This is a genomic window from Phormidium sp. CCY1219 (assembly GCF_055795085.1).
Window position 1 is genome coordinate 1 of the sequence record NZ_JAYFEQ010000693.1, and the last position, 15,752, is coordinate 15,752.

Genomic DNA, 15,752 nt, shown 5'->3' on the forward strand with positions numbered 1-15,752 from the left:
GGGGGAGAACTCCTCCCTACGCATAAATGACGAGGGTTTCCGTTCTCCCCCTTACCAACCCTAATTTCTGATGACAAATGACCAACAACCCAGTGCAATTTTAGGATTCGATCCCGGACGAATGAAATGCGGGATGGCGGTGATGGGGCAGGATGGGGGGCTATTGTGGCATGAAGTGGTGCCCTCGGAGAAGGCGATCGCGACCATTGAATCCCTGCGCGAGGAGTATGCGATCGCGGTGCTGGTGATGGGAGACCAAACCACCTCCCGGAAATGGGAAAATCACATTAATGAAGGTTTGTCAAGTGCTTTACCGATTATCCGGGTGGACGAACGCTACACCAGCTTGCAGGCGCGCGATCGCTACTGGGAAATGTACCCCCCGAAAGGTCTATCGCGCCTCATCCCCCAAGGAATGCGACAACCGCCTCGCCCGATTGATGACATTGTGGCCATTCTGTTAATCGAACGCTATTTAGGGAAAGGTTTTTAACAGATAAGCAGGTAAGAAAGGGTGCCGATTAGGCATACCCACTGAAGTATGGAACGAGTTTTTGCGCGGGAGGCGATAGAGAGGCGATTAATCGCCTCTCTATGGGGCGGGTTGACCACCATTAACGGGTAACGAGCAATCTAAGACAAATCTTCCCATACTTCTCGCGTCAGTTGACGCAACGGCGGTAAGTCCCTAACCGTCTCCTCAAAGGCTTGATTTTCTGCAAAAATATCTCGCAAACTGAGAAGATGAATTTTATATCGATCTACATCCGGAAACTCCAACAGCCGATTTCTAAATCCAGCTAAAGGCCGGTTGGATCCGGTATAGCCAACTCCAGCGAGCATCAAGCCAATATCTGCTTTAAATCGTACCAGCTTAGCGTAAAAACTATCAGCGTATTCCGCTCTCAGATTGCGGCTGTTTAACTTAGATTGAAAGTAGATGTTTAAGTCATTCCAGCGACCAGATCCATCAATTCCACCATCTGCACCTGGAGAACCGGGAATCAGTCCCAAACCAAACGCAAAACGACGCCCCAACTCTTGTTTAGTGGCTGTATCGGCAGCCACAATCCCTTTAATTAAAGCGTTAATTGCTCTGTCTCTACTCATCTGTCTGGTTCTGACTTTCTCCACTCTGACTATTGGGGATATCTTCCACCAGTTGTTTGTGGAGTAAATAAACTCCCGCAGTCACACAATCGCTCAGGTTTTCATTATTAATCGTTGAAAACAACCCCTCGATAGTTCTCAGATGCGTGATGGATAATTCAATCCAGTAGGGTTTGGGTGTTTCTTTTGGCGATTTGCCTAAATTATTGTCGTTTTTTTTGACATCTGCTATTATGTCTTGCACGGTTTTTTTAGTCTTTTGAACATAAAAAGCCAAATAACTAATTGCTAAATCACTCAAGTCTTCACGACTTAAATTTAAGACATTGCCAAGTTTAGAGATTTGTGTTTGAGCAGGTTGAGACAGTTGGATATTGTACCTCGAACGAAAAGCCGAATCATCAATGGACGATCGCTTTATAGATTAGCGCGAATAGTGAAAGAATAATCCCCCCCCGGTTCGAGTTGGTAATCCCATTTTTCCAAGAAACGACCGAGGGGTTCTTGAATTAAAGCGCGTCCCTGCGAGGGGGAGATGGCCAAATTTCCGCCTCGGAAATTCCAGCGAAAATTCCAGAGAAAATCGCCGGCACTGACTTCTCCTTCTAGGGTGCCTCGTTGCCAAGATTGTTGAGTCACGCGGACATGGGCGGTGGTTTTCGGTAGACGTTTCGCACTCACGAGTTCGTTTCGACGACACTGCGACCATTGTAGAGACTCATGGCTTTTTGAAAGCCTTCTTTGAGGCTGAGTTCTACAGCATCGCGCACCAGATAGAGAACCTCGGAGATAATGGGTTTCTCGTCGGGCGCGAATTTACCCAATACGTGGGAGACGGAATTGGCATCGGGTTTGCGATCGCCGGGTTTGCCAATCCCGATGCGTAACCGGGGAAAGTCTTGGGTGCCGAGATGGGCGATCGCGGACTTCATGCCGTTATGCCCTCCAGCGGATCCCGACAGGCGCAACCGCAGCCGCCCCACAGGCAGATCCATATCATCGTAAATTATCAGCACCGATTGCGGTGGCAATTTATACCAATCGGTGACGGCGCGAATCGCTTGTCCGGAACGATTCATATAGGTCAAGGGTTTCAGCAGTCGGATTTTTTGCCGTTTTGGGTCGAATCCTTCGCCGAATACCCCTTGAAAGCGGCGATTATCTGACAGAGAAATCTGCCAAGAATTCGAGAGCATCTCCACGGCGTCAAAACCAATATTATGCCGGGTTCGCTCGTATTTTGGTTCTGGATTTCCCAAGCCGACGATGAGCTGGGGAATGACCAAGGCGGGGGTTTCGCTGGATGTCATGGTGGGGGAGTTGAACTGTTTGGGTAAAAGCCAATCAAGTTTACACTACTGCCCAATTTCCGCCAATGACAACGCCACCGTCAAGCCGCGACCCTTGGGATGGATGGTGAAATTTCCGCCAGGGTCAACCCGAACCTGGTTTCTCGCCGCGAGCACATCCAGGGTCTAGCTTTGGTTGCTGGAAGTGGGGGTGTCTTCCTGAGAAGGAGCGCTTGCCACTTTCTCAGACGGTGGGGGTGAGTCGGATTTGGACGCTTCAAGCTGCTGGGACTCGCGCTTAAATTCGGATTCAAATTCTTTGCTGGCTTCCTGGAAGGAGCGAATCGCTTTGCCCATGCTGCGACCGACTTCTGGCAACTTTTTCGGCCCAAAGATTAATAAGGCAATGACCAAAATCACGATGATTTCTGGCAAACCCAAGCCAAAGATATTCACGCGCCAACCTCCTGCGAGTTCATAGTTATCAGTATAGAAAAAAAATCCCGGTCTAGCCGGGACTGGGCGGGTGTCTACGCACCCGCGCCACTAAAGCCTGGATTTTACTTAGCCGCCGATCGCGGTCCAATCCACGTTCACGCCCTCAATCAGCAGGGAGGAGTTGTAAATTTGCAGGATAATCACCAAAAACAGGAAAAATAGCAGTATGAAAACGCCCATCAGGGGGGTGGTTCCCCAACCGGGAGCCACTTTACCATACTCGGCATTGAGCGGTCTGAGCAGATTTCCGAGCTTCGTCTGTTGTGCCATGCGTCACCTCTTCTCTGGACGAAAAAATTAATGTTTTGTAATATTCTATAAGAATAGCACTCATAATTTACATCGAATCATGGAAAATCTCGAACCGGCTTTAGTTCTTAGTATTGGCATCGTCGCCATCCTGCTGGCGATCGTCGCTTTTTCCATCTACACCTCTTTCGGTCCGCCCTCTCGGGAGTTGGTCGATCCGTTCGACGAACACGAGGATTAAATCCCTCTCCTAGGTGTTCCTCTAGGCGTCCCTCGGGGCGCTGGTGCCTCCACCCATCTGGTTCTCAGTGTTTGTCACAATTTTTAATACTTTGCGACGACTCTGAGACCGAGGTGCAACGGAAATTTTTTCGGATTTTTGCTTGACATTATGTCAAAACTATGCTATGCAAAATCTTTCTGCGGTGGTTGCCCTGGTTCCGCCTTCCGGTAGAGAGGCGATCGCTCGCGTCTCTACCGTGCAAAATAATTGGCACCCTTGCTTAGCCCTAAGTTTGATAAAGTTTCTGGTGTTTGTAGCGCAAATAGCGGATTAATTTGCGTTGGTTTTCCGGAATTTGGCACCGACTAACCATCGATTTTGCCCTAACGCGATACTCGAATAACACTTGGGGAATGTGGTAAAATTTCCACCCCTTTTCTACAGCACTCAGCCACAAATCCCAATCTTCAAATCCTAATTTATCCGGAATATTGCCATCGTAACCGCCGCAGTCGCGCCACACTTGTTTGCGAAAAACGGCACAAGCATCGATATAATTTCCCTGCAATAATCGCTGTCTATCGAAATCTGGGACTCGCCAAATTCCCTGACGTTCTCCAAAGTATTGGGCGTCGCCATAGACGATTCCAATTTCGGGGCAGTTATGCAAAATTTCGATTCCTTTGGTAATATATTCGGGGCGGATTTTATTATCGGCATCTAGGGGTAAAATGTACTCGCCCTTAGCTGCTTCGATGCCCCGATTGCGGGCGATCGCTAATCCTTGATTGGGTTGATGGAGAATCCAATATCCCTGGGTTTGCAGATAATAGAGGACCTCGAGGGTGAGGGGTTCTGTGGAACCGTCATTGACGATCGCCATTTCGATGCCCGGATCGAGACATTCTTCCACACTGGCGATCGCCTCTAGCAGATATTCCCCTTGATTGTAACAAGGGATGACGACCGATAAGTGAATTTCACTTAAGTCACCTAACATAAGCCATTTTCGGAAGCCATTTCACCGCTTTTCTGGTTTTCCGAGAAAGGGAGAGGGCGGATAATGCGATTAAACCGAACCAGAAGCATTGCCTTTTTCAACTCTAAACCGCCACAGGTGTAAATTCCAATATTGCACCACGGCTTTCACCCATACCTCGGGTATCATAAACAGTGTACTCTAAAACTTCCCCTTGCCGTGGCAGATGCACAGTCCAAACCCCCGCCCCTATCCATCGCCGCCCTGTATGCTGCAGCGGTAGCCCTCGATCGCGCAGGAGATTGGCAAGGGGCGCAACAAAAATATCGCCAGCTTTTACACTGCGATCGCCATCATGCCGATGGGTTGCAAAATCTGGCGATGATATACTATCGCCAAGGGCAATTTGACGATGCCTTAGCACTACTAGAAGAGTGCATAGCCATTCACCCGGCTACCGCTACCGCCCATTATCGCTTGGGATTGATATGGGCAAAAGTGGGCTATTTAGATAAGGCGATCGCGGCATTCAAACGGGCAATTTCTCTCGATCCCCAGTTCCTGCGCGCCTATCATCAATTGGGCAAAACTTGGATGGAATTGGGCAATTTTGCCTTAGCGCAGAAGGCATTTCGAGATGCAATTGCGCGCGAGTGCAATCAGTTTATCAGCTATCTGTATTTAGGCAATTGTTTGCTTGCCGATCGCCGATTTGAGGAGGCGATCGCTACTTATGAAACCGCATTGCAACTCAAACCGCGCGATCCGCAGGTTATCCAGCAAATCGGCATCGCCCTGACGGCTCAAAATCGGTGCGAGTCAGCCGAATTATATTTCGGCTATGCCGCGTATCGCCAGCAAAATTACGATGCCGCGATCGCCCATTACCGCCAATTCCTCACTCATAAAATCGGCGATATTCCCCTTTATCTCGCCTTGGCAGATTGCTATCAATGCCGCGATCGCACCCTAGAGGCGATCGAAATTTACCGCGAAGCCCTCCGCCATTATCCCACCGCCCTGGAACTATATCTCTCTCTCATGCTGGCATTACAGAATGTGGGAAAAGTAGAAGCCGCAAGAGTTGTAGCAGAAGAGGGGTTACAGTGGTTGCCCGAGAATCGGATATTGCAATTAGAAAAACTGCGCCTGTTGCCGATTTTATACGATACGCCAGAACAAGTAGACTTGTATCGCGCCCGATTTGCGCGAGAACTCGATACCTTTCTCGCCGAGGTTTCCCTGGAGACAGTAGAGGCGAAACAGCAGGCATTGCGCGCCATTGGCACGAATACCAATTTTTACCTTCAGTATCAGGGCAAAAACGATTTAAGGTTACAACAACACTACGGGGAATTCGTGCATCGGGTGATGGGTGCGAATTATCCGCAGTGGGTGGAACCCTTGCCCATGCCCGAGTTAACCGGGGAGGGGAAAATCAAAATTGGCTATTTGTCGGCATGTTTTCAGTGGCACACGGTGGGGATGGTATTTTGGGGATGGTTGCAGCAGTGCGATCGCGCTTCATTTGAGATTTATGGGTACGATATCGCTACCCAGTCGGATGGGTTGACGCAACAGTTTCGCCAACAGTGCGATCGCTTTTACTCGATTCCGAACGATCTCGAAGCCCTTGCCGATCGCATTCGGGGGGATGAATTGCATATTTTGGTGTTTCTGGAAATTGGCATGTATGCGCCGATGACGCAACTTGCCGGGTTAAGATTGGCACCGATTCAATGTGCTGCTTGGGGACATCCGATAACTTCCGGTTTGCCTACGGTAGATTATTTTATCTCTAGTAACTTGATGGAACCGGAAAATGCCGCACAACACTACAGCGAAACCTTGGTTCGCTTGCCGAATATCGGCATTTGCTATAGCAAACCGACGATTCCGGAAGCGCGCCACACCCGGGCGGATTTCGGATTGCGTCAGGATGCGGTGGTTTATTTGTGCTGTCAGTCGGTGTTTAAATATTTACCGCAATTCGATGTAATTTTCCCGCAAATTGCCCGCGAAGTTCCGGAGGCGCAGTTTGTGTTTTTCGCGCAGAAAAGTACGGCGATCGCGGAACAATTTCGTCAGCGGTTGCGGCGGGCATTCGCGCAATTCGGGTTAGACAGTCAAGCGCATTGTACCATTTTGCCGCGCCAAAGTAAAGAGAAGTATTGGAATATTTTGTCTGTGGCGGATATTTTTCTGGATACCTTTGGGTTTAGCGGGTTTTTGACGGTGTTAGAAGCGGTGGCGGTGGCGTTACCGGTGGTGACTTGTGCGGGGGAATTCATGCGATCGCGTCAATCTGCCGGTATTTGTAGGCGGATTGGCGTTACGGAAACCCTTGCCGAAAATGAAGCGGATTTTGTTCGGATTGCGATTCAGTTGGGATTGGATGCCAACTGGAGAAACGCTATCCGCACTCGAATCAAGCAGCAAAATACCGTGCTTTATGATGACACCACTGCGGTGATGGCACTGGAAAAATTTTATCGGGAGGCGGTGGAGAAATGGAACTCGTCACCGGGGTAAAAAGAATGCGAAGTTGGGTGGGCGATGCCCACCCAATTTTCAATTACAAACATTGACGGAAATCGAAAAAGGGATGGTGTTAACGGTTTTACCGCAATGCATTTGCCATTTGATTGGCTACCTTTAATTGTTCCAAGCTGGGCGCTTCCATTTCGCGACGCGCCAACCGTTCTAATTCTTGGGCAACTTGGCGCATGGAATCTGCACGCTGACGCATTCTGCGAGAGATACCTTCTTCTCCCGCCGCGAGGCAATGATGGCAAACATCGGTGATATATTCTCCCGTCTCGTGATACGCTCTCGCTACCACTTCGGTGGGGATAAAGATGCTGCCACATAGGTGGCAATAGCATTTTTCTTCAAAGTCGTTGGTTTCAATATAGATTTTCATTTTGATTGATGCTCTTTCTCCAACTGTGCATTTGGACGTTACCTCAAGGACAGACTGAGGTAAAATTCGTCTCTTTTTCAGTTTTAACATTTTTTTTAGATAAATTGTAGTCAAAATTACTGATTTTTGCGATCGGGCTTTTACATTTGGCGACAATCGAGGCAAATCCACTTTTTTTATGCAATGAAATTGAAAAGTTTATTGTCTGATTTTACAGTAAAAAGTTATAGGTAAATCGTTAAAAAAAATAGTGACTATTTTTTAAAAAAAATTTAGAAATTACAAATTGCAAATTCAAGATTTTCCCTGGGTTGAGAATGGATCCACAAGAGGGAACTGGGGTTGATGGATCCCAGTGTGCCCCTTCCCGGGGAAGGTGAGGGGGTGAAAATGCGGTAAAACAGCTTGGGGGGAGGGGATTTTTGGGGCGATCGCGCAAATAACGCGCCATAATAGGGATAACACTCGCCAGAAACAGGGGATTCCAGATGCAAGAACCGATTCAAGTGCTGGTTAACTTTGCCCAAATGCTGACTGCTAAACCGCCGTTTTTTTCTGCAGCAGAGGTGCAAGATTTGCCAGAATTAAAAGACAAGCTAATTTTCCTCGCCCCCACGGAAGTCAATCGCGCGGCGGAAGAAATTCACCAGTGGTGCGATCGCCATCCCCAGGCGATAGAAGACTACCATAACTTCACTGCCCAATTAAATCGCCTGGATGACACCCCAGCAAACAAACCCTCTGCTGAAGATGGTACCCAATCGAGATTGATAAAGTTTGCCATCCAATGCATCCAAAATACCGTTTTAATTCAACCGCAAATTAAAACCTTTGGTGCGCCTCCCCGGAAAAAGCCTATACTGGATTATATCATTAACTCAATTGACAAAAAAATGATGGAACTTTCGCAATGAATCTACCGAAAATTTACGCTCCTAACCTTCATTTATTTGCCTTTCACCGTCGCAACCCGCTGCACAGAGATTCCAGCGCCAATCCGGTGGAGGGCGCTCAACAGTTATGGGAAAAATGGGGCAATATTTTACAAACCTACGGCTACGATAAACCCTTGGATTTGTGGGGATACTACCCGCCAAAAGGGGAAACTGCCTACGATCCCACAGAAGAACCGGCTGGTAGCATCGTAAATTTGTACAAAAATGGGATTTTGGATTTTAAAGGAGTAGTAGAAGTAGAGGGAGAACCGACTAAATTTACTGGGATTGCTTGCCCGCGCCGGATGTACGATAGCTATGCCCTTGCCCTTAACATTCGTCGCCCGGATAAAGAAGGCGATCGCCCCACGGAACCAGTTTCCATCGCCATTTATCGAGAATTTAATTCCCAGGGAATTTTACTGCCCGATTTTGTCGCAAGTTCTCTGGGGCAAACCCTATTAATTACTGCTGACTTAACCCCAGAACAAAAACAATTTTCCTCGGAAGGCTTAAAACAACTGGCCCATCAGTGCCTCGAGCAATTTATTCCCGATGCCGATAAGCGCCCGGAATTCAATCGCAAGGGGAGAATGTTTGGCAGCCAAATTTTTGAATTTGGCAAGTTCAATCATTTAGAAACCGCTTCCTCTTCTCCCAATATTTTGGTTTTGTTTTTCCGGGAGGAGGCGATGAGACGAAAGTTCGAGACCTCTTATTGGGATATAATAGAATTATGGTACTACCGAAATCAAGTGATTTCCAGCTTTATCAAAAGTCGCTCGATTTATCAAGTCAGCTATGAAACCTACCAAGAAATCTCCCAACAAGTCGGGCAGGTTAACGAACAGTTCCTCCAGTTACCGGAAAGCCGAAATTTCAGCCAACGGAGTTGGGAAGGGTTGAAAAGCAAGCTAAAAATTATGCCCAGTTTGGGGTTGGAATATGCCCGCTTGCAACGAGATTTAGAACTGCAACTTAACCGGATTACCATTTTGGGCAAAAAATACGATGCCACTCTGGAGAAAATCCAGGAAAAACAGAGCTTAGATGTTTTGTATTTAAAACCAGTGGATTTGAGTTTTTTAAAGTGCTTTACCCAGGAAGATGCGCCGGATTTCAAAGAACGCATCAAAGCGGATTTAGATTATTTGATGCATGGAAATGGGTTGGTGGAACAGGCGATTGCAGCAATTCGCGGTATGGTAGAAGTGGAAAAAGCCGCACGCGATCGCATCCGCGAAACCAAACTAGAAGCGATGGCGGCGGGTATAGGTACGGCGGTAGTGGTGGCGTCGAGTTCGATTTTGCTAGAAGAAAATCCGATTCCATTTCCTTATTCTGACAGTACCACTCCGCGCATGCATCCCTTCTTTACGGCTATCCTTCTCAGCGCGATCGCCGGCATTCTCGTCTTCGGTTTTTCCGTCACCATTCTCACCTGGATTCGTCGCCATAAATAGCGCATCGCAATGGAATTCATTTCAGATAGCGCACAGGTTTCCATCGCCAAGCGCCCAGGTGGATGGGCTACCATGCAGAGGGTGAGGAATCGGGGAATATCGCCACTCAAACATTCTCGAACCCCTTGACAATTGCCACAAAACACCTCACCCTAAATTTAATAACCCTCGCCGATTTTCCCCTTTACCATGCCCGATCTAGAGTTCCTCTACCAACAAGCGATCGCCTTGCAAGCGCAAGGGAGATATGCTGACGCCCAACAGCACTATCAACTTATTTTGCAGCACAATCCCCGCCATCAAAAGGCTTATGTGCAATTGTCTCATCTGCTGTTCCAAACTGGGAAAATATCCGAAGCGGAAGCGATTTGTCGTCAGGCAATTGCCCAGAATATTCACCATCCGGCTGTCTATCAAATTTTCGGCAAAATTTACCGCCAGCAGCGCCAATTTGAGGCGGCAATTTCTATTTACAGCCAAGCGCTTTCCTCCCAGCCCAATCATCCGGGGTTGTTGCAAGAATTGGGCTTGACATATCGGGAACAATCGGATATAATGGCGATGCAAGCAGCATTTTACCTGGGATGTGCTGCCTATCGCGATCGCAATTATGACGAAGCGATCGCTCAATTGCAAAACTTCCTCAATTCTGCTTCGACAAAAGATGTTGCCGCCGAAACGATTCGGAATGCTGCTATCAAGTTAGCCGACTGCTTCGAACGAGTCAATCGCTACGATGATGCCATCCAAACCTATAAAACCTGTCTCGAAGTTTCTCCTACCCCAGAACTATTTGAAAATGCGATTGCCCTGTTGCGAAAAATCGGACGCATGGAAGCGGCGATCGCCTTAGGGAGAGAAGCGAGTGAAAAATTTCCCAAAAACCTCAACTTGCACTCGGCAAAATATTGGGTTCCGATTCTCTACGACAATTCATCGCAAATCGAATCCTATCGTCGCCGATTCAGCCAGGGATTGTCCGAGTTACTGGAAACTGCCGCAAATTTAGGGCTAAAAAATCCGCAATCGGTGTTAGACTGGCTGACGAGTCATACGAATTTTTACCTGCAATATCAAGGCTATAACGATATTAGCATCCAAAAGCAATACGGTCAATTTATCCATGAATTTTTCTGTCAATTTTATCCCCAGTGGACCGAACCCTTGCCCATGCCCTCGGTAAGGGAAGGGGAAAAAATTCGAGTCGGGTATATTTCCGCTTGTTTTTGGAGTCATACGGTAGGGAAATTATTCTGCGGATGGGTGAAACATCACGATCGCGATCGCTTTGAAGTGTCCTGTTATAGCATTTCGGACTATTTCGATAATTGGTCCGAAGAATATCGGCAACATAGCGATAAATTTTATCGATTTCAGCTAACGGGGGATGCGGAAACCAACCTGAAAACCGTGGCGGAAAAAATTCGCAGCGATCGCCTGCATGTTTTAGTGTATTTAGACATAGGAATGCATGCTTTTCTCTCAGCGTTGGGCGGGTTGCGCCTCGCGCCGGTGCAATGTTTAACTTGGGGACATCCGGTAACTTCGGGATTGCCCACGATGGACTATTTTCTTTCCAGTCAACTGATGGAACCGCTAGATGCGATCGCCCATTATTCGGAACGATTGGTGTTGTTACCCAATCTGAGTATTTGCTATCCCCAACCGCAATTTGGTTCGCCCACCACTTCCCGGGCGGCGTTTCAGTTGCGAGAATCGGCGGTGGTGTATTTATCCTGTCAATCCCTGTTTAAATATTTGCCGCAGTACGACTATATTTTTGCTGAAATTGCCCGCCAAGTACCGGAAGCGCAATTTGCATTTATATCGCGCTTAACCCCACCGATAACGGAGAAATTCCGCGATCGCTTGCAACGGGCATTTGCCAACGTCGGGTTAGATAGCGATCGCTACTGCGTGATTTTACCGGAACAAGATGCCGAAAATTACGGCAATTTGAATTTATTGTCCGATATATTTCTCGATACCTTCGGGTGGTCCGGGGGGAAAACCACCTTAGAGGCGATCGCCTGCGATTTACCCATTGTGACTTCTCCCGGCAAATTCATGCGATCGCGCCATGCCTATGCCATGTTACACCGCCTGCAAATCCAGGAAACCATCGCCAAAACCGAACGAGATTATATCCACATTGCGGTAAAATTAGGCTTAAATCCGGCATGGCGCAGGCAGATTGTGGAGAAAATCAAACAGCGGCGGGCGCGCTTATACGATGACCGACCCTGCGTTGTCGCCCTGGAGTCCTTTTATCGCCATATAGCAACCCACCCCCAGCATTCTCTTCCCACCCCGTAGGGTGCGTCACGCCCCGCACTCCAGGCGTTCCGCTTGTATAAAATTCCGGGCGTCACGCACCGAACCTATAATGGCCGTCATCCAAATGTGAGAATTTGACGCATACTATCGCTAGCGACCCGCCCCCAGCACTCTGTTCCCACCCCGTAGGGTGCGTGACGCCCCGCACCCCATGCGTTCCGCTTGTATAAAATTTCGGGCGTCACGCACCGAACCTATAATAGCGGATGCCCCTTTAAGTGAGATGTTGAGACATAATATCTCCCCGGTAGTAGTAGCACAAAGTTTCTCACTGAGTTTGCGGCCAGGGAATCATCGGGTCTTGGGAGAGACGGTTGGAGACTTCCTGCGCGCCATAGCGGTTCAGGTGACTCGGGTCAGAAAAGCGATCGTTTTGGGTCGGCCACAGTTGACTGAGATCGCGGAAGCTCAAGCCCGGATGTTCCATCGAGATGCCGAGCATGTATTGTTGGAATTGCCGTTCGTAATCCTGGCGAACCGGGTCGAGGTACTCCTGAGTCAGAGGCATATTCACAAACACAATCGGAATCTGGCGATCGCCGGTAAATTGCAGCAAATTTTTCAATGCGGCACTTTGTATTCCCGCCAGTTGGAAGGATTCGTAATCCGCATCGTAACTGCCGGAAACCCGGGCGTGTTTTTCATAATAGGTATTGGGATTGAACCGCACCGACAGCGGTAAGAAGCCATTGAGCAGGGTAGAGGGAGAATCGTTAGGATTCCCACTGGTGAGAAGCGTGGTGGCATCAGACAGAGCCGCCATACTTTCCTCTGGGTAAGTATCTGCAGTTTGTGCCGCGACTTCCGGAGACTCGATCGCGGTGGGAGTTTCCGTGGGGGAATCCAGGCGTTGTGCCACCGGAACCAAAAGCTGATGGCGCAGAAAGCCTTTCAAATTATCGCGGCGATCGTAACTTGCCGAAACCGAAGCGAGACCTTCTTCGAGCCAATCATTGAGTTGCTCGTAGCTGTCGCGCAGGGAAATGCCATCTTTAGCCGTTTGGGCTAAGGTGTCGGTGAGAGACGCCAGGGAATTGCTCTCCTCGGTTTCTGGGGCTGCAGAATTGGGAAGTAGGGGGCGAATCCCTTGGGAGAGAGTTTGGTAGCCTTCCGATCGCGCGATCGCCTCAAACGTGCGGTCTTCGCGTCCGCTATTAAACGCCCGCGCCCCATCGGCCCATAAAATTAACTTCGGCAATTGCTCCGGGGGAAGCAGTTGGCGGACCACGAAATCCACCACCTGAGCCGTTGCGCCATTAATCCCGAAATTGAAGACTTTCAACCCCGGATAGCGATCGGCGAGAGCTTCTTGCAGAGTCATCGGTGCCACGCCGCGCAGGGCGCGAGAACTGCCCACAATCAGCACGTCAGGGGCACCATTCGCGCTCACGTAGCGCAGGTACAGACGCAATTGCTCGTCTAACTGAACGCTATTAAACGAGGGATAGTCGAAACCGGGCAGGATAGACTCGAGCCGACTGGGAGATCGGTCCGGTTTCGGTGCGGTAAAGCTAGAGCCATCGAAGGCGCTTTCATCCACATCCTCAGCACCTTCCAGGGAGATATCCGGCATTTCTGCCTCCGGGGCGGGGGATTCCGGGGTTATCGGTGGTGGGGAGGCGGAGGAATCGTCGGCGATCGCCACTTCTGTGGGAGTAGCGGGGGGTTCAGAAATCAGCGGGTGATAGCCGAGGAGCCTATCCAGGTTCACCGTCAGCAACAGGCCCAACGTGCCCCAGATTAAGGCCACCGTGGTGCTGCTGGCGGGGTTTTTGCGGAAAGATTTAGTGGAGATAAATAAACCCGTTGCCGTCAGCAGGCGCGTCACCCAACCGGCGGAGGGTTTTGCCTGTTGTTCGGCGGGTTTGATTTGCTTGGTCAGACAAGCTTGTAATTCTTCTTCGACTTCCTCCGCCGATTCGAGTTCCACCCGGTGCGCTTCGTCGAGCAATTCTTGGTGCTGCTGGGTTTGCGCCAGGGGAAATTCTTCATTGGCTGTTTTGTCCGGGGTGGGTTCCGTCGGTTCCGGTTCCGGGGAATCCGCCGTGGTGGGCGGTTCGTCCAAGGCGGCACCATAGCGCCAACTGGGCTGTTTTTGACCCGCGCGACGTCCGTAAAGCCGAACCCCGATAATTTTTTCCAGCTTCAACTGACGCAGGAAGTCTACCAGAAGGGGTGTTACCTCTGGTTGTTTCGGGCAGGTGGGGGCGTCGAGCATCAGGTGCAAGACTTGCTGTTTGCAGCGCAGGGAAACGTGAATGCCCCCAGTGGTGAGTTTGGTATCCAGGTCCGGGTTGAGTTGGCGCTCGAGCAGGAATTTGAGGGCCTCGGGGTTGCCTTCGCGCGCTAGAGTTTTGGCGTCCGGGGAGAGGGCGGGATCCCGGGCGGCGGGCAAATCCACCCAATCCACCCAGAGGGGGGGCGCGTCAGCGGTAGCGGTTTCCTGCTTGGCGTCGCGACAGCCATAAATTGTAGCCGCGTGCAGACCTTGGGGGGCGAGGGATTTTAGCAATGGCGCGATCGCGGCGATCGCGGGAAGTTTGTCTAAGCGGCGATCGCTGTCCTCGTCGGAGTTGGAGGGGGACAGAGCGCAGAATAAATGCAAAGTGGAGTCTTTTTGCACCCCGCGTAGGGTAAAACCTTCCGAGGCGAGGGAGCGATCGAGCCATTGGGTGAGGGCTTCCACGTCTCCCCATTTGGCCCACTGCGCCAGCATTTTTGTGGGTGGGGTCAGCTCCGCGCGCAGGAGCCAATCGGGCTTGCTTGCGCCGCGCACCCGTCCGATAATTACTGCATCGCGAAAGCCCTCTAAGTGGAGTTCGCGCAATCCTCGGCACAGGGGATTGGCGATCGCCGCGCGATCGGGGGTTTCGCTTCCCTGACAAAAGACCCACAGACGTCGCAAGGCGGATTTTTCCGAGTTGGACGCGGTTTCCGACGTGGGGGTGGCATTGAGGGGTTTGACTAGGACTGCTAAGCGGATGTTGTCGAAGCTGAGCGTTTCGTTGAGATAGCGGGTAATGCCTTTCGCCAGCAAGGTTTCCGCCTCCGGGTTCCCCACCGACGCCCGACTTTGCGCCGCCAGCATCATCCGCGTATCTGCGAGGGAATCGTTGCTGGTTTTTTCCGCGATCGCTTCCCTGGGGGAGGTGCTGGGTTTCGATTCGGATAAGGATGCCGGTTCGGGCGCGCTGGCGTCGGATTGCTCCTGCTGTGCGTCCTCCTCCGAGAGTTTTTCTCCCAAGGTTGCGGGAGAATCTGGGTTTTGCGGATCCAGGCGCACGCTCCAGGCGGGCCGCTTTTGGCCGAGTTCGCGACCGTAGAGTACCAGTTCGTAGATATGAGGATGCTCTGTGGGTAACAGCCCGTTAATATCGCTGTTTTTCAGGGCGATCGCCATTTTTTCCACCGCGATCGCCATCTGCGGTGTCTGTTCGCTTTCGCACAGAACGTGCAAGTTATTCCCGCGCAAGCGCACATGCACCATTAATTCTGGAATGTCTAAGGCGTTCGATGCCCACTGCTTAATTGTTGCCCCTGTGGTTGTCTGCACCAGCCCATCTGTTTTTACCATAGCCGGTCAATCCCCTGCTCCTCGTTTGACGCGCTACCTATAGCTTATCTCGGTTAAATTTTGGCATAGTTGAGGTGAAGCATTTGACTACTCCCCGCTCTAAAGAGACGGGGATTCCCCGGAGGGATTTTAGAACTTCCGAAAAACGGACTCTTAGGCGAAGTCAAGTACG

Annotated in this window: 15 protein-coding genes; 6 read left to right on the plus strand and 9 right to left on the minus strand. The window is 50.1% G+C overall.

Annotation, left to right across the window (positions count from 1 at the left end; genetic code table 11):
• Nucleotides 1-70 precede the first annotated feature (70 nt).
• A complete protein-coding gene (locus tag AC0QH1_RS20275; protein WP_324633117.1) occupies nucleotides 71-493 on the plus strand; it encodes a pre-16S rRNA-processing nuclease YqgF in 423 nt (140 codons plus the stop codon).
• Between the two features lie 140 nt (nucleotides 494-633).
• Here AC0QH1_RS20275 and AC0QH1_RS20280 read toward each other — a convergent pair whose 3' ends face one another.
• From AC0QH1_RS20280 to psbH, 6 genes are all read right to left on the minus strand, one after another.
• On the minus strand, nucleotides 634-1,110 hold the full coding sequence (locus AC0QH1_RS20280) for a restriction endonuclease (protein WP_324633118.1): 477 nt from the start codon (nucleotides 1,108-1,110) through the stop codon (nucleotides 634-636).
• A complete protein-coding gene (locus tag AC0QH1_RS20285; protein WP_324633119.1) occupies nucleotides 1,103-1,411 on the minus strand; it encodes a hypothetical protein in 309 nt (102 codons plus the stop codon). The genes AC0QH1_RS20280 and AC0QH1_RS20285 overlap by 8 nt, the downstream gene beginning before the upstream one ends.
• A gap of 116 nt (nucleotides 1,412-1,527) precedes the next feature.
• Entirely contained in the window at nucleotides 1,528-1,791 is a 264-nt protein-coding gene (locus AC0QH1_RS20290; RefSeq protein ID WP_324633120.1) for a DUF3146 family protein, read from the minus strand.
• On the minus strand, nucleotides 1,788-2,420 hold the full coding sequence (gene pth, locus AC0QH1_RS20295; RefSeq protein WP_324633121.1) for an aminoacyl-tRNA hydrolase: 633 nt from the start codon (nucleotides 2,418-2,420) through the stop codon (nucleotides 1,788-1,790). Before pth ends, AC0QH1_RS20290 begins: the two co-directional genes overlap by 4 nt.
• A gap of 165 nt (nucleotides 2,421-2,585) precedes the next feature.
• Nucleotides 2,586-2,855, minus strand: coding sequence for a TatA/E family twin arginine-targeting protein translocase (locus AC0QH1_RS20300; RefSeq protein ID WP_324633122.1), 270 nt, complete (start codon nucleotides 2,853-2,855; stop codon nucleotides 2,586-2,588).
• Nucleotides 2,856-2,963: 108 nt separating this feature from the next.
• The gene (gene psbH / locus AC0QH1_RS20305) at nucleotides 2,964-3,167 is read right to left on the minus strand and encodes a photosystem II reaction center phosphoprotein PsbH (RefSeq protein ID WP_324633123.1); all 204 of its coding nucleotides are present in this window, start codon (nucleotides 3,165-3,167) and stop codon (nucleotides 2,964-2,966) included.
• A 79-nt stretch (nucleotides 3,168-3,246) separates the two neighbouring features.
• Between psbH and psbN the strand changes: the two genes are divergently transcribed.
• Nucleotides 3,247-3,387 (plus strand): photosystem II reaction center protein PsbN, encoded by a 141-nt coding sequence (psbN, locus tag AC0QH1_RS20310; RefSeq protein ID WP_324633124.1) that lies wholly within the window; start codon nucleotides 3,247-3,249, stop codon nucleotides 3,385-3,387.
• Nucleotides 3,388-3,655: 268 nt separating this feature from the next.
• On the opposite strand, the gene AC0QH1_RS20315 is transcribed toward psbN, so the two are convergent.
• Nucleotides 3,656-4,369, minus strand: a complete 714-nt coding sequence (locus tag AC0QH1_RS20315; RefSeq protein ID WP_324633125.1) for a glycosyltransferase family 2 protein — start codon at nucleotides 4,367-4,369, stop codon at nucleotides 3,656-3,658.
• A 198-nt stretch (nucleotides 4,370-4,567) separates the two neighbouring features.
• Here AC0QH1_RS20315 and AC0QH1_RS20320 point away from each other — a divergent pair, with 198 nt between their 5' ends.
• Nucleotides 4,568-6,880 (plus strand): O-linked N-acetylglucosamine transferase, SPINDLY family protein, encoded by a 2,313-nt coding sequence (locus AC0QH1_RS20320; RefSeq protein WP_324633126.1) that lies wholly within the window; start codon nucleotides 4,568-4,570, stop codon nucleotides 6,878-6,880.
• An 88-nt stretch (nucleotides 6,881-6,968) separates the two neighbouring features.
• Here AC0QH1_RS20320 and AC0QH1_RS20325 read toward each other — a convergent pair whose 3' ends face one another.
• Nucleotides 6,969-7,271: a hypothetical protein gene (locus AC0QH1_RS20325; protein WP_324633127.1), complete on the minus strand. Its 303-nt coding sequence runs from the start codon at nucleotides 7,269-7,271 to the stop codon at nucleotides 6,969-6,971.
• Between the two features lie 488 nt (nucleotides 7,272-7,759).
• On the opposite strand from AC0QH1_RS20325, the gene AC0QH1_RS20330 reads away from it, so the two are divergent.
• The 3 genes from AC0QH1_RS20330 to AC0QH1_RS20340 all read left to right on the plus strand — a co-directional run bounded on the left by AC0QH1_RS20330 (nucleotide 7,760) and on the right by AC0QH1_RS20340 (nucleotide 11,985).
• The gene (locus AC0QH1_RS20330; RefSeq protein ID WP_324633128.1) at nucleotides 7,760-8,185 is read left to right on the plus strand and encodes a hypothetical protein; all 426 of its coding nucleotides are present in this window, start codon (nucleotides 7,760-7,762) and stop codon (nucleotides 8,183-8,185) included.
• Nucleotides 8,182-9,669 (plus strand): hypothetical protein, encoded by a 1,488-nt coding sequence (locus AC0QH1_RS20335; protein WP_324633129.1) that lies wholly within the window; start codon nucleotides 8,182-8,184, stop codon nucleotides 9,667-9,669. Before AC0QH1_RS20330 ends, AC0QH1_RS20335 begins: the two co-directional genes overlap by 4 nt.
• Nucleotides 9,670-9,858: 189 nt before the next feature.
• Nucleotides 9,859-11,985, plus strand: a complete 2,127-nt coding sequence (locus AC0QH1_RS20340) for an O-linked N-acetylglucosamine transferase family protein (protein ID WP_324633130.1) — start codon at nucleotides 9,859-9,861, stop codon at nucleotides 11,983-11,985.
• Nucleotides 11,986-12,274: 289 nt separating this feature from the next.
• Here AC0QH1_RS20340 and AC0QH1_RS20345 read toward each other — a convergent pair whose 3' ends face one another.
• Nucleotides 12,275-15,580, minus strand: a complete 3,306-nt coding sequence (locus AC0QH1_RS20345; RefSeq protein ID WP_324633131.1) for a hypothetical protein — start codon at nucleotides 15,578-15,580, stop codon at nucleotides 12,275-12,277.
• Nucleotides 15,581-15,752: the final 172 nt, after the last annotated feature.

Bases quoted from the DNA above. Each gene is read 5' to 3' on its own strand.
- AC0QH1_RS20345 (WP_324633131.1), bottom strand. From the start codon at position 15,580: ATGGTAAAAACAGATGGGCTGGTGCAGACAACCACAGGGGCAACAATT.
- AC0QH1_RS20330 (WP_324633128.1), top strand. From the start codon at position 7,760: ATGCAAGAACCGATTCAAGTGCTGGTTAACTTTGCCCAAATGCTGACT.
- AC0QH1_RS20315 (WP_324633125.1), bottom strand. From the start codon at position 4,369: ATGTTAGGTGACTTAAGTGAAATTCACTTATCGGTCGTCATCCCTTGT.
- psbN (WP_324633124.1), top strand. From the start codon at position 3,247: ATGGAAAATCTCGAACCGGCTTTAGTTCTTAGTATTGGCATCGTCGCC.
- AC0QH1_RS20335 (WP_324633129.1), top strand. From the start codon at position 8,182: ATGAATCTACCGAAAATTTACGCTCCTAACCTTCATTTATTTGCCTTT.
- pth (WP_324633121.1), bottom strand. From the start codon at position 2,420: ATGACATCCAGCGAAACCCCCGCCTTGGTCATTCCCCAGCTCATCGTC.
- psbH (WP_324633123.1), bottom strand. From the start codon at position 3,167: ATGGCACAACAGACGAAGCTCGGAAATCTGCTCAGACCGCTCAATGCC.
- AC0QH1_RS20340 (WP_324633130.1), top strand. From the start codon at position 9,859: ATGCCCGATCTAGAGTTCCTCTACCAACAAGCGATCGCCTTGCAAGCG.
- AC0QH1_RS20325 (WP_324633127.1), bottom strand. From the start codon at position 7,271: ATGAAAATCTATATTGAAACCAACGACTTTGAAGAAAAATGCTATTGC.
- AC0QH1_RS20280 (WP_324633118.1), bottom strand. From the start codon at position 1,110: ATGAGTAGAGACAGAGCAATTAACGCTTTAATTAAAGGGATTGTGGCT.
- AC0QH1_RS20275 (WP_324633117.1), top strand. From the start codon at position 71: ATGACAAATGACCAACAACCCAGTGCAATTTTAGGATTCGATCCCGGA.